Below are 12,625 nucleotides of genomic sequence, written 5' to 3' on the forward strand. Positions count from 1 at the left end.
AGGCCTGCTCAGCGTAAGTTTGCAGGCCTGATTTGTGACTTAAAGAAACAGTGCGATGAAGACAATTGCCATCATTGGAGAATGCATGATTGAACTGAACGGAAAACCGTTTGGGGAGATGCAGCAGATGTTCGGTGGAGACACCTTAAACGCCGCGATTTATCTATGCCGAAGTCAGCGAGAATCAGCCTCTGAACTGTCTGTGAAGTATGTTACGGCCATGGGGAACGAATCTCTTAGCCAAGAAATGACGGCTCGCTGAAAGCAAGAGGGCGTTGATACCAGCTTAGTTCTGACCGATACCAAGCGCTCACCGGGACTGTACTTGATTCAGCTCGACGAGCAAGGTGAAAGAGCCTTTTTAGTCGAAAGATCTGATCGCAGAACCAGCTTTTAGTTCCTGCCTATTTTTATCCCGAGTTCAGGTTAAATATTATTCTGTACATGCTCATTCATCACTTTCCATAACCGCTCTATTGGATTTAAGTTTGGGCTGTATGGGGGTAAGTAATGAAGCTCGATATTGAGCACTTTTGCCGCATTTCTTACCATTTTTGACTGATGATAGGCGGCACCATCAAGTACTAGGTGTACTTTTTGCTCCAAAGGGTAATGTTCCTTTTTGAGCTTCCAGAAGAAACGAACGATATTCTCGCTGTTTATCGTGTCATACGTTTTTGTCACCGTTGCGCCAATATTTTGAAGTGGTAACGCACCGATGATATTAAGGCGAGTTCGACTGCCTGTTGTCTCAATCACTTTGTCTTGGCCTTTTCGTATCCAGCCATAACTGAGTTTTGTTGGCTGCATAGGATGAACGGTGTCCATGAACAACACTAGGTCTTCGCTGTTTCTTAGCGTCTCGTTATAATGTTCGATAAAGGCTTGCTGCATCTCTGGATTAAACTTGTGTGGCACACCTTTCGGCTTTTTATATGAGAAGCCGTGATGATGTAGCCACTTGTTCATTCCAGCAATGGTATAACGGATACCAAACTCAGCTTACACATAAGCGACAATTTGGTGGGTATGAAATTACGTTTTCTCAGTCAGATGTTCGATAAGTTGTATGGTTTGCGCATTGTTTGTCGTTATTATCAGTTGGACTATGAAGCCACAGACTTAGATACATCGACTGCTTTATTCGCAACGCATGAAACGTTAAACTAACGGGTAAATAATTGACTTGGATTGATCATGGCAACTTTATCTCTACAAGAGCAAATGCTAAAAGCGGGTTTGGTAAACGCCAAAAAACTCAGTAAGGCAAAAAAGAGCTCTAAAAAATCTCGCGTGCAAGCACGTGAAGTGAAAGCAGCGGTTGAAGCGAAAAAAATTGAACAGCAACAGCGCGACAAAGTGCTCAACAAACAGCAGAAAGAACAGCTATTGAGCAAAGAAATTCAAGCACAAGTAAAGCAGCTGATTGAAATGAACAAATTGGATCTTAAAGATGGTGAGATCAAATACAACTTTGTTGATGGTAAGTTGGTTAAGTCACTGTATGTGAACTCACTGGTTCGTGATCAACTAAGTAAAGGTATTCTGGCTATTGCGCGCTATGAAGAGAGCTACGCAGTTATTCCCGGTGTGGTAGCAGACAAAATTTTCATGCGAGACGAAGAGAGCATCATCGAAAATAAAACCGCTGATGAATTCCTTCCTGAAGAAGACGACCCATATGCTGATTTCGTCGTTCCTGATGATTTGATGTGGTAAACCATTGGTGCACGTGTATACCACTTCAAATGGTTTGGGTGTATCCCCTTCCTACTTGAAGCTGCAGCGGTGTTGGTCACATTTGCTCACCCCAATCACATAGTTTGTCTATGCTTATGGGGATGAACTCACTGGCTGCCTACCTGCAACTTCAAGTTTTTTGGGTATACATTCCATATTCAGCGTGGCTTTGATACCTCATCCAGCAAATATAAAATAGATTGATACGGAATGCCGCTATGGTGGGAAAGCCCAATTTCGCAGGTTCGACTGTTGCTAAATCCACGTTGGCAATGAGGGGGAACTTGTTCTTTCAATGGGTGAACGGCAGCGGCGTTAAGCTCTGGTGTGGTAAAGCCTTTATCGCCCGCCCAGCCGCAGCACTGAATATGTTCTGGCATAAGAACCTCACTGACGCACGCCTTGGTTAGTGTCAGCATCGCGGCCTCTAAGCCCATACGCCGCGAGCTGCAAGTAACATGCAGCATAACTGTCTCTTCTCTTGGCGTAATGGCGAGGTGTTGCAACAGATATTTACTAGCGAATCCAGTTGGTTCTAATACCTCAAGTGGCTTAGTAAAGTGTTCAATACTGCGTTTTGCACACGGGCTCGTGTCCATCAATATTGGGTATTGTCCTTGCTGACTGGCTTGCCACAATACTGCTTCTAATTGCTCTGCTTTTGATTGTGCGAGTTCGTTCATCCCTTTACTGTCATAGGGCATGCCACAACATTGGCTACTGAGCTCGCTTGGTAGAATGACTTCATAACCCGCTTTGTTGAGCAGCGATAACGTGACTTCGGTTAGTGGTCGTTGATCGCCAGCACTGGTTTGTTGGCCCATATTTCGGCTAGCGCATGAAGGCATGTAGACCACTTTCTTCTCGCGGCGTGGCAGGTTTTTGACCGCAATATCAAGCTGTTGTGTGTTCGCTTGTGGTAGCTCTGGATACCAAATCGGAGTTTTTCCTTTGGTCAATGTGCGTAAGCCATTGGTCGCGCCACCAACAATGTTTTTCCCCAGCATTTTTGTCGCCACTTGGTTGGCCTTCAAACCCGCTTTTGTGAGCGCTGTGGTGGTGGCAAAATGTTCCGCTGTCCATTTGGCGATTGGGACAAATTTTTGATATTTTGCACTGCGCAGCTTTTTCACCAAGTCACCCGTGTTGATACCCACCGGGCAGCGATCTGCACATAAACCGGTTGCGGCGCATGTATCAAGCCCTTGGTATTCAAAGGTTTTCTCAAGCTCAGATGCTTCCACTGTTTCACCTTGTGCGTGGCGGCGCTGTAGTTCTCGATATAAGACAATGCGTTGACGAGGTGAAAGGGTCAGCGTGCGCGAAGGGCACACTGGTTCACAAAATCCACACTCTATACAGCGATCAATGAGCTCGTCCGCTGCTGGCATCGGTTTGAGGTTAGATAAATGAGAATGCGGGTCGTCGTTAATGATCACGCCAGGGTTGAGTAACCCTTGTGGGTCAAACAGTGTTTTAATTTGTTGCATCAGAGCATAACCATCTTTGCCCCATTCTAATTCCACATACGGTGCCATATTACGACCAGTACCGTGTTCTGCTTTGAGCGAGCCCTGATATTTTACCGCGACTAATTCGGCAACATCATCCATAAATGCGCCATAACGGTCGATTTCACTTTGGCTATCGAAACCTTGCGTGAAAACAAAATGCAAATTGCCTTCTAATGCATGGCCAAAAATGATCGCCTCTTTGTAGTGGTATTGATCAAACAAGGCTTGTAAATCACGCACACCATTGGCGAGGTTTTCAACGGGAAAGGCAACATCTTCAATGATCACTGTCGTGCCTACTTCGCGAACAGCGCCAACGGCTGGGAACATGCCTTTGCGAATTCCCCACAGGGTGGCAACGGTTTTTGCTTCGGAGGTAAAAGGCACCGATTCGATGATTTTATAGTCACTCAGCGCCGCCATTACTGCGTCACATTGCTTGTGAAGTGTGGTTTCATCGCTGGCGTGAGATTCAATTAACAGTGAGGCAGCTTCCACATCTAATGTTGCAATGAATGCAGGCATGCCAGCTTTGTCGGCCACTGAGCGCATGGCACGGCCATCCATCATTTCCACTGCTGCCACAGGTGTTTTAGAAAGGGTGGTGACCGCTTCACTGGCCTGTTCAATGTCGGAAAACACCAACAAAGCCGAAGCTTTATGTGTGTGTTCAACCACTGTGTGGTAGGTGATTTCGGCAATAAAGCCGAGGGTTCCTTCAGAACCAATCATCAAATGTTCAATCACTTCAATGGGGTCTGAGTAATCAACTAAAGCATTGAGTGCATAACCAGTGGTGTTCTTTAGGCGGTATTTGTGCTGAATACGTTGTGATAATTCAGGGTTTTGTGCCGTTTGGGCATGAAGTTGTGCAATGCCTTCAATTAATTCGGGTTTGGCTGTTTTAAATGCGGCTATGCTCTCAGGGCTTGCTGTATCGAGCACTACACCATCCGCGAATACGATTTTCATGCTATCGACGGTGCGGTAAGAATTTTGCGCGGTGCCGCAGCACATGCCACTGGCGTTATTGGCAGCAATACCGCCGATTTTACAGGTGTTGATGGAGGCGGGATCAGGGCCTATTTTACGCTGAAAAGGGGCGAGATATTTGTTGGCATCAGCGCCAATGACTCCAGGTTGTAGCGTGATTTTTTTTCCATCGTCATGGATACGATGACCGCGCCAATCGTCAGTGAGAGTAATTAATACTGAATCCGATACTGCTTGGCCAGATAAACTAGTACCCGCAGCGCGAAAGGTGCAATGGATGGCCAATTCTCGGCAGTTTTTAATGGCAAAAATGACCTCATCGAGATTTTTTAAACGCAACACAATCTTCGGTATCAGACGATAGAAACTGGCGTCAGTGCCATAAGCAAGGCGCTTAGCCTGCTGAGTGATGATACGCTCTGGCTCGATCATAGTCGCGAGCCTCTTTTCGAGTTGCTGATAGTTGGAATACGATTGCGCCATAACTGCTTCCTTTTTAGTGGTATTCGATGAATGAGCCTAGGTTATATTAAAGCTTAACGAGGGAGTCGCGTGATAAATCAGCGATGGTTTTTGCCCCAGTTAAGGTCATCGCAACGCGCATCTCTTTCTCATACAAATCAAGTAAGTTCTCTACCCCTTGCTGGCCTTGCGCCGCTAATGCGTAAACGAACGAGCGACCAAGTAGGATGCAATCTGCGCCGAGGGCGAGCATACGCACCACATCAAGCCCAGAACGAATACCAGAATCAACGAGAATTTTAAGGTCTCCCTTCACTGCGTCAGCGATAGAAGGCAGGGCTTTGGCGGTGGAAAGTACGCCATCTAACTGACGTCCGCCATGGTTTGATACGATGATACCGTCTGCGCCAAAACGCACAGCATCTTTGGCATCTTCTGTATCTAAAATACCTTTGATGATCATTGGACCCTCCCAGAAATCACGGATCCACTCTAAATCTTTCCATGAAATTGACGGGTCAAAATTGTCACCTAGCCAACCAATATAGTCTTCCAATTTAGTTGGCGTGCCGCGATAAGTCGAGATGTTACCTAAATCGTGCGGTTTCCCCATCAGACCAACATCCCACGCCCAACTTGGGTGCTTCATCGCTTGAAACATACGGCGCATTGCCGCATTTGGGCCACTCATACCTGAATGCATATCACGGTAACGCGCACCGGGAACTGGCATATCAACGGTAAATACCAAGTTTTTAACCCCAGCAGCTTTGGCGCGTTCTAGAACGTTCTTCATAAAACCGCGATCTTTGAGTACATATAACTGAAACCAAATAGGGTGTGCAAGAGCATCAGAGACTTCTTCTATCGGACAAACAGAAACCGTAGAAAGGGTAAATGGGATACCTTTATTTTCCGCTGCACGCGCTGCTTGCACTTCACCACGACGAGCATACATGCCGGTTAAGCCAACAGGAGCAAGGGCGATCGGCATCGCTAGTGGTTCACCAAATAGCTCGGTGTCTAAACTGAGCTCCGACATATCATTGAGTACACGCTGACGAAGTGCGATATCTTCTAAATCGGCTGTGTTGCGTGTTAGTGTGTGCTCACCGTAAGAACCACCATCAATATAGTGAAATAGAAAAGGAGGCAGCTTTGCTTGGGCAGCAGCGCGATAATCAGTAGAGGCTGAAATGATCATAAATCGAATCCTAATTTAAGCAGGGCAGACATTGAGGTCTGCTCTGCATTATTTTTTATAAGTGATGACGTTGATACTTACTTGGTCATTAACACATCGGTCATGTTAAAGCCGTAAATCACCACTAAACCGATCACGCCTGTCATCACAAGATAGTAGAAAGTTGGGATAATGGTTTTGCGCAGTGTTGCACCTTCACGCCCAAGCAAACCGACGGTGGCAGAAGCGGCGACTACGTTGTGGATCGCAATCATGTTACCTGCCGCAGCACCAACCGCTTGTAACGCAACAACCACAACACTAGATATAGAGAGCGTTTGTGCTACTTCAAATTGGAATTGGCTGAACATCATATTGGAAACCGTATTTGAACCTGCGATAAATGCACCAAGTGCACCAACAGTCGCACTCAATGCTGGGAAGGCTTCGCCCACCAAACCCGCCGCAAAATTAGCCGTGGTGACAGGCATACTTGCGAGGTCGGAACCATTGACGCCAGAGTTAATAAAAATACGCACCATAGGGATAGTGAACACCAATACAAAGCCTGCGCCAATTAAGGTTTTGCTTGATTCACCGAAAGCTTTGACTAAAGGCATCGCGTTGCGAGATTGCAAAATAACCGCCAGCAATGCGACAAAGACTAATATCCCACCAGGTAAATACAGTGGTTGAATTGCAGTGCTGATGCCTGTTTCACCCAAAATGTTCGCAAAGGAAAGGCTAATGCCAGTGAGGAACAATTTAAATTCAGTACTGACTCGGCTGGCAACCAACACGACAGCCAGTAATACATACGGTGCCCACGCCAGTGCTAAGCTCATCGGTTTGTTTTTTATCTCTTCTACATCGATTTTAAGAGAGCCTAACCATTCTGCTGGCCATGATTTTTCTTCAGGAAAATCCCACTGTGACTTAGGCACGAGGAAGCCTTTTTTGGCTGCGGTGACGACCAAAGACAGGCCGACTAACCCACCAATGAGCGATGGGAATTCTGGACCAAGAAATACACCTGTGAGTGCGTAAGGAACGGTAAAAGCCAAACCAGAGAAAATGGCAAATGGCAGAATATCTAACCCCTCAGTCCAGCTTTTGTTTTTGCCGAAAAAGCGCGTCAACATCATCGCCATTAACACTGGCATCAGTGTGCCGACGCCTGCGTGTATTAACGCCACACTGGAGGTGATCTGTTGCAAATAGGCATCCCAGTTCGAACCGTTAGCGAGTAATGTTTCGCTGATATTGTGCGTATCTAACCCTTTGTTTACTCCGACGATAATCGGTGTTCCAACCGCACCAAAAGAAACGGGAGTGGATTGGATCATCATACCCATCAAAACTGCTGCCAGGGCAGGAAAGCCAATCGCAACTAAAAGTGGCGCAGCAATTGCTGCTGGTGTACCAAAACCGGATGCGCCCTCAATGAAAGAGCCGAAACACCAGGCAATAATAATAGCTTGCACACGGCGATCCGCCGAGACATCGGTAAAACCGTTACGAATGGTGGTGATGGCTCCGGTGTGTTTCAAAGTGTTGAGTAAGAAGATCGCGCCAAACACAATCCAGAGCACGGAAACGGTGATACCGAACCCTTGAAAAATCGATGCCAGAACTCGGTTGGCTGACATATCCCAACTTGTTAGGGCAATAACAACGGTTAAGCCAAAGGCCACCGGCATGGCTTTTTTAGCTGGCCAGTTAAGGCCAACTAATAGAATTGCCGCCACCACAATGGGGGAAAAGGCAATTAAGGCTAGTACTGTTTCATTCATGGATACTTCCTCGTAAAGTTTGCTCTTAGTGTTATGTGTTAATAGAAGAGCAGGTGTCCTGTAGGGTTTGGTGCTACTTATCCATCAATGACGGGTAGCTGAATTATTATATTTGTGATTTTTTTGTTAATTTAGCGTGAATTTACTCCTTTCTTTTTTTTTGATATAGGGAAATAATGAAAATAATTAATTCCAAAATTGGCATAATAGAATGCGAGCAGATGACTTAATCTTATTTTCACAAGTGATGGAACTAGGGAGTTTTAGCAAGGTCGCAGAACAAAATAGTCTTACAAATTCAGTGGTTAGTAAAAGAATTGCTCGTTTGGAAGAAGAGTTAGGCGTACAGTTATTATATCGAACGACGCGTAAATTAACTCTGACCGAAGCGGGCAAAGCACTATTACATGGTGCTAAAAATGTGAAGCTCGCCACTCAAGAAGCGATGGATGCGGTGGCCGGATTTGGTGAAAACGTCAGTGGCCATATAAAAATGTCAGTACCTACGATATCAGGTGATCTGATTTTGGCTGATGCGGTGGCGGAATTTTGTAATTCTCACCCTGGGTTGACGGTCGATATGTCGCTCGACAACCGTTTTGTCGATTTGGTCGAAGGTGGTTTTGACTTAGTGATCCGCACAGGTTACTTGGAAGATTCAAGCCTGATAGCGCGCCATATTTTAGACTCACAATGGGTCGTTTGTGCCTCTCCGTCTTACATCGCTAAAAATGGTAAACCATTAAGACCGGAAGACTTAACGAGCCACAATTGCTTGCAATACGCTTATCAAACCACGGGCGCAAGCGAATGGGAGTTTAAAGGTCATAAAGGGAATTATATCGTCAGAGTAGCCGGGAGCTTTTCAACCGATAACGCGACCGCACTAAGAAAAGCCGCCTTAGGTGGTCACGGTATCGCTTATGTCCCGCGTTGTTTGGTCTATCACGATTTTCGCAACGGTCAGTTGGTTGATATTTTCCCTGAACAGGTTGGCAAAAAACTAGGCATTTACGCGGTCTATCCGTTTACGCGCCAGCCCCCGAATAAAGTCAGGTTATTGATTGAACATATCCGTGAGCGTTATCTGACCATTTCTCATTATTTTTGAGTGTGTGGTACGAAAATCTGGAAACGAAATGTCAAAAATAATTAGCAAATCTATACCCAAACAACTTGAAGGTTGCAGGTAGGCGGCAAGTGAGTTCATCCCCATCAGCATAGATAAACTATGTTATTGGGGTGAGCGAATGTAGCCAACACCGCTGAAACTTCAAGTTGAACGGGTATATAGATGAGGAATTTAGGATGTGTGGCTATGATCCTAACGATTGCGTATTGCTGCGTAATTGATTCGATGGCATACAGAACTGGGACAATTTTTTGTGACGTTTTGAATAGAATTATCGTCACCAACAAATTGACGCCATTACTTGATAGGGGAGGGAAGTAATGGCGTCTTTTAATCAGTAGTAAGGCAACATTTATTTCTGGTGCAAGAAAGTCGCCGCTTTATCAGGAAAATCGGTAAACAAACCATCGACTTTTACTTTGTTGTAGAACACATCAAGCATATCTTCAAAGCTGTCTGCATACGGAGCGATGCGATCTTTTTCTGCGCGGAATGTGTAGGGGTGAACCGCTAGGCCTTGTGCTTTTGCTTCTTTCATCAAAGGTTTAATGATGATGTTGCCCTTGGTCGATGCGTCATCAACTAACATTGGTTTCCATGGGCCAATACCATCGGCGTAGGTCGCGACTTGCTTCATTCCATTGGCTTCGAACATCCAGTCATAGTTGTATGGTTGGGCTTGGTTGCCGTCATAAACCATGGTTTCATTCCAGTCGGTATACGCCATGAGCTGAACCAGTTTTAAATCCATTTTCATGGCAGGTAGCAGTTCGTCATTAATGCGCTTGAGTTCTATTGGATCAAAGCATTGTAGGTAGACTTTGTCTTCTTTATTCGTATAACCGTATTCTTTTAAGGTCGTTAATACGGCTTTACTGATGTCTTTGCCTTGGTGTTTGTGGAACCAAGGGGCTTTAATTTCAGGGTAAATGCCAATGTCATACCCCAGTGTTTTATTGAGCCCTTGGATTAGCTCGATTTCTTCAGCGAAAGTTGGGACAGTAAAGTTAGATTTCCACAGCGGAAAGCGGTCGGGGAACCCCGCTACTTTATTGCCTTTGTCATCGATATTAAAGCCTTCGGTCACGCGCAAGCTTTTGATTTCGGATAAGGTAAAATCAATCGCATAGTAGCGGCCATCGCTACGAGCGCGATCAGGAAAGCGTTCGGCAACATCTGTGACGCGATCAAGGTAATGGTCATGTAACACAACCAGCTGATTGTCTTTCGTCATCACCACATCTTGCTCGATATAATCAGGCTTCATGCCATAAGCGAGCGCTTTGGCTTCTAATGTGTGTTCTGGTAAGTATCCAGAAGCGCCCCGGTGAGCAATCACTAATGGGTCAGCGTGACCCCACGTTGAACAGGCTAAAGCAAGTAGTGAAAGTGCGAGTGGTTTCAATTTCATGTTTATATCCTTAAAAACTCCCCCTGTCAGATCAGGGGGATGGTTGTACTTTCTATGAAGAGAAGTGTGATGTCAGATAATCAAACACATCTCGGTGTCAGAATGATTACAACGTCGATGCTTTGGCTGCCTCTAGTCTGTCTTTTTCTTTATGATGAGCACGTTCGCCAATAAATGCATACAATAGACAAAGAATCGAAATACCACATGAAGCGACAAGGATCATAAAACCACCATCCCAACCGAAGTGGTCAACGGTGTAACCGAGAATCGCATTAGCGGCCACAGCGCCACCGAGATAACCAAACAAACCGGTTAAGCCTGCCGCTGTACCCGCTGCTTTTTTCGGTGCGAGTTCAAGAGCATAGAGACCAATCAACATTACTGGGCCATAAATCAAGAAACCGATCGCAACCAAGGCAGTCATATCGACCACTGGGTTACCTGCAGGGTTGAACCAATAAACCAATACTGCAACGGTAACCAGTACCATAAACAAGATGCCCGCAGGTGCACGACGGCCTTTGAATACTTTATCCGATATCCAACCACACAATAATGTACCTGGAATACCGGCCCATTCGTAGAAGAAGTAAGCCCAAGACGATTTGTCTACAGTAAAGTCTTTGGCTTCTTTTAAATACACCGGAGCCCAGTCAAGCACCCCGTAGCGAATCAAATAGACGAATGCGTTTGCAATCGCAATAGACCATAACAATTTGTTAGAGAAGACATATTTAAAGAAGATTTCTTTCGCAGTCATCTCGTTTTCGTGAGATTTGTCGTAGTCGTCTGGATAATCGTCTTTGTATTCTTCAATTGGTGGTAGACCACAAGATTGAGGGGTGTCGCGAAGCGTCATCCAAATGAAAATAGCAACTAAAGTGGCGAAAAAGGCTGGAACATAAAAAGCGGCACGCCAGTCATCGTTGAATGCCCATAAGCCGAATAAGAAAAGAGGACCAATTAAGCCACCGCCAACGTTATGAGCTACGTTCCAAACTGAAACAATTTCCCCACGTTCTTTGCGTGACCACCAGTGTACCATTGTGCGTCCACATGCCGGCCACCCCATACCTTGGAACCAGCCATTTAAAAACAGCAAAATAAACATTGCGGTAATACTGCTTGTTGCCCATGGCATAAAGCCAAAACAGAACATGACCGCTGCCGACATTAATAAGCCTGCACTTAAGAAATAGCGAGGATTAGAACGGTCAGACACGCTACCCATTAAGAATTTAGATAGACCATAAGCGATAGATACGGCGGCAAGTGCTACCCCTAAGTCGCCACGGCTAAAGCCTTGTTCAATGAGGTAGGGCATGGCTAAGCTAAAGTTCTTACGAACAAGGTAGTAGCCAGCATAACCAACAAAAATGCTGAGAAATAGCTGCCAGCGTAAACGGCTGTACGTACTACCAACCCGCTCGGAGGCGAGTCGATCTATATGCGCTTGGGGTTTGAAGATACCAAACATAGTGACCTCATTATTGTTTTGCGATGGTTTAAAGTTCGAACGCTAAAATTTAACTTCGTTCGAAAGAGGGTGGTATTGTCATGCGCAAACGAATGCATTTCTGTGATAAATGCTACATGTGAATTAATTTATGCCTAAAAACAAATGATTAGTTTCTATTTTTAAGGGATTGATGCCAGATTTATGAATGAGAACGATTGCATTTTATTTCGGGTGTTGTTTGTTATTGTTTGTTTAATGCTCGATTTTTATCGGTGCAGAGTGTTCCGATAAATGGGGAGCCGGAAGCGGAAGGAGTTAGACAAACATAATGTTCTAAAATAGACATGTGGTGACGAAAATGCACCATACTATTGATATTGAGTTGTGGTCTATGAAATAGCGCATTGCCGAACTTTACCTGCTCTGGCGCTTTGTAAAGATAGTAGTTTGCCTCATCTGAGGTTGTTGTGCCGTTGCCTTGTGTAACTGTTAATTTAAACGTTAGAACGACAGGCTCATCGACAACTCCGTTAAAAGTAAATGTTGTATCGGCCTTATTTTCATTTCTAATGTCTACGTCTGACATATTTGCGTTGCCAGATACGTTGGTTAATTCCCAATTATAACTTTGAATTTCAGCTCCACTTTGCATTTTTGTTTCATCGAACGAGAGTGCAAAATTATGGTCTGGAAAATGGCGTTGTTGATCAAATCAGTTTGAAGAACAATAACACCATATATGACTAGCCGTTAGCTTCTGACGGGCATACCTAGTCCTATGACTTTGTTTATAGCTTTAACATTCGCCATGATTTCGCCCACTTGAGCGTTGTAACATCTCAAGCTCAGTCTACCGCTTGTTAGTCCTTTATATCGGGACATTGCAGTCTCAGATATTGAGCGATAGTGATAACCAGATTGGGCTTTCCACTCCG

Annotated in this window: 9 protein-coding genes and 3 pseudogenes; 4 read left to right on the forward strand and 8 right to left on the reverse strand. The window is 45.1% G+C overall.

What is annotated here, in order from left to right; all coding sequences use genetic code 11:
• Positions 1–55 precede the first annotated feature (55 nt).
• Positions 56–376: pseudogene (locus AACW06_RS04965) on the forward strand (PfkB family carbohydrate kinase); the annotation flags it as partial.
• Between the two features lie 53 nt (positions 377–429).
• Here AACW06_RS04965 and AACW06_RS04970 read toward each other — a convergent pair.
• A pseudogene (locus AACW06_RS04970) lies at positions 430–1,077 on the reverse strand (IS630 family transposase); the annotation flags it as partial.
• Between AACW06_RS04970 and AACW06_RS04975 the strand changes: the two are divergent.
• Both AACW06_RS04975 and AACW06_RS04980 read left to right on the forward strand, forming a co-directional pair.
• Entirely contained in the window at positions 1,030–1,170 is a 141-nt protein-coding gene (locus AACW06_RS04975) for a hypothetical protein (protein WP_192074259.1), read from the forward strand. The pseudogene AACW06_RS04970 and the gene AACW06_RS04975 overlap by 48 nt on opposite strands.
• A gap of 27 nt (positions 1,171–1,197) precedes the next feature.
• Positions 1,198–1,719, forward strand: coding sequence for a DUF2058 domain-containing protein (locus AACW06_RS04980; protein ID WP_192074246.1), 522 nt, complete (start codon positions 1,198–1,200; stop codon positions 1,717–1,719).
• 179 nt (positions 1,720–1,898) lie between these two features.
• Here AACW06_RS04980 and AACW06_RS04985 read toward each other — a convergent pair whose 3' ends face one another.
• From AACW06_RS04985 to AACW06_RS04995, 3 genes are all read right to left on the reverse strand, one after another.
• On the reverse strand, positions 1,899–4,730 hold the full coding sequence (locus AACW06_RS04985) for an FAD-binding and (Fe-S)-binding domain-containing protein (RefSeq protein WP_192074247.1): 2,832 nt from the start codon (positions 4,728–4,730) through the stop codon (positions 1,899–1,901).
• A gap of 46 nt (positions 4,731–4,776) precedes the next feature.
• A complete protein-coding gene (lldD, locus tag AACW06_RS04990) occupies positions 4,777–5,913 on the reverse strand; it encodes an FMN-dependent L-lactate dehydrogenase LldD (RefSeq protein WP_192074248.1) in 1,137 nt (378 codons plus the stop codon).
• Between the two features lie 77 nt (positions 5,914–5,990).
• Positions 5,991–7,685: an L-lactate permease gene (locus tag AACW06_RS04995; RefSeq protein WP_192074249.1), complete on the reverse strand. Its 1,695-nt coding sequence runs from the start codon at positions 7,683–7,685 to the stop codon at positions 5,991–5,993.
• Between the two features lie 211 nt (positions 7,686–7,896).
• Between AACW06_RS04995 and AACW06_RS05000 the strand changes: the two genes are divergently transcribed.
• Positions 7,897–8,796: a LysR family transcriptional regulator gene (locus tag AACW06_RS05000; protein ID WP_192074250.1), complete on the forward strand. Its 900-nt coding sequence runs from the start codon at positions 7,897–7,899 to the stop codon at positions 8,794–8,796.
• Positions 8,797–9,169: 373 nt separating this feature from the next.
• Here the strand turns inward: AACW06_RS05000 and glpQ are convergent, their stop codons facing one another.
• The 4 genes and pseudogenes from glpQ to AACW06_RS05020 all read right to left on the reverse strand — a co-directional run.
• Positions 9,170–10,228, reverse strand: coding sequence for a glycerophosphodiester phosphodiesterase (gene glpQ, locus AACW06_RS05005; RefSeq protein WP_192074251.1), 1,059 nt, complete (start codon positions 10,226–10,228; stop codon positions 9,170–9,172).
• Between the two features lie 106 nt (positions 10,229–10,334).
• Positions 10,335–11,708: a glycerol-3-phosphate transporter gene (glpT, locus tag AACW06_RS05010; RefSeq protein ID WP_192074252.1), complete on the reverse strand. Its 1,374-nt coding sequence runs from the start codon at positions 11,706–11,708 to the stop codon at positions 10,335–10,337.
• Between the two features lie 223 nt (positions 11,709–11,931).
• Positions 11,932–12,342, reverse strand: coding sequence for a hypothetical protein (locus tag AACW06_RS05015; RefSeq protein ID WP_192074253.1), 411 nt, complete (start codon positions 12,340–12,342; stop codon positions 11,932–11,934).
• Positions 12,343–12,440: 98 nt separating this feature from the next.
• Positions 12,441–12,625 (reverse strand): annotated as a pseudogene (locus AACW06_RS05020) (IS5-like element ISVa1 family transposase); the annotation flags it as partial.

It is taken from the genome of Vibrio sp. S12_S33 (assembly GCF_963889785.1).
GTDB classification, from domain to species: Bacteria; Pseudomonadota; Gammaproteobacteria; order Enterobacterales; family Vibrionaceae; genus Vibrio; species Vibrio aestuarianus.

What these genes read in the sequence shown, in the direction of transcription:
- AACW06_RS05015 (WP_192074253.1), bottom strand. Translation starts at nt 12,342, where the DNA reads ATGCAAAGTGGAGCTGAAATTCAAAGTTATAATTGGGAATTAACCAAC.
- AACW06_RS04995 (WP_192074249.1), bottom strand. Translation starts at nt 7,685, where the DNA reads ATGAATGAAACAGTACTAGCCTTAATTGCCTTTTCCCCCATTGTGGTG.
- lldD (WP_192074248.1), bottom strand. Translation starts at nt 5,913, where the DNA reads ATGATCATTTCAGCCTCTACTGATTATCGCGCTGCTGCCCAAGCAAAG.
- glpT (WP_192074252.1), bottom strand. Translation starts at nt 11,708, where the DNA reads ATGTTTGGTATCTTCAAACCCCAAGCGCATATAGATCGACTCGCCTCC.
- AACW06_RS04975 (WP_192074259.1), top strand. Translation starts at nt 1,030, where the DNA reads ATGAAATTACGTTTTCTCAGTCAGATGTTCGATAAGTTGTATGGTTTG.
- glpQ (WP_192074251.1), bottom strand. Translation starts at nt 10,228, where the DNA reads ATGAAATTGAAACCACTCGCACTTTCACTACTTGCTTTAGCCTGTTCA.
- AACW06_RS04985 (WP_192074247.1), bottom strand. Translation starts at nt 4,730, where the DNA reads ATGGCGCAATCGTATTCCAACTATCAGCAACTCGAAAAGAGGCTCGCG.
- AACW06_RS05000 (WP_192074250.1), top strand. Translation starts at nt 7,897, where the DNA reads ATGCGAGCAGATGACTTAATCTTATTTTCACAAGTGATGGAACTAGGG.
- AACW06_RS04980 (WP_192074246.1), top strand. Translation starts at nt 1,198, where the DNA reads ATGGCAACTTTATCTCTACAAGAGCAAATGCTAAAAGCGGGTTTGGTA.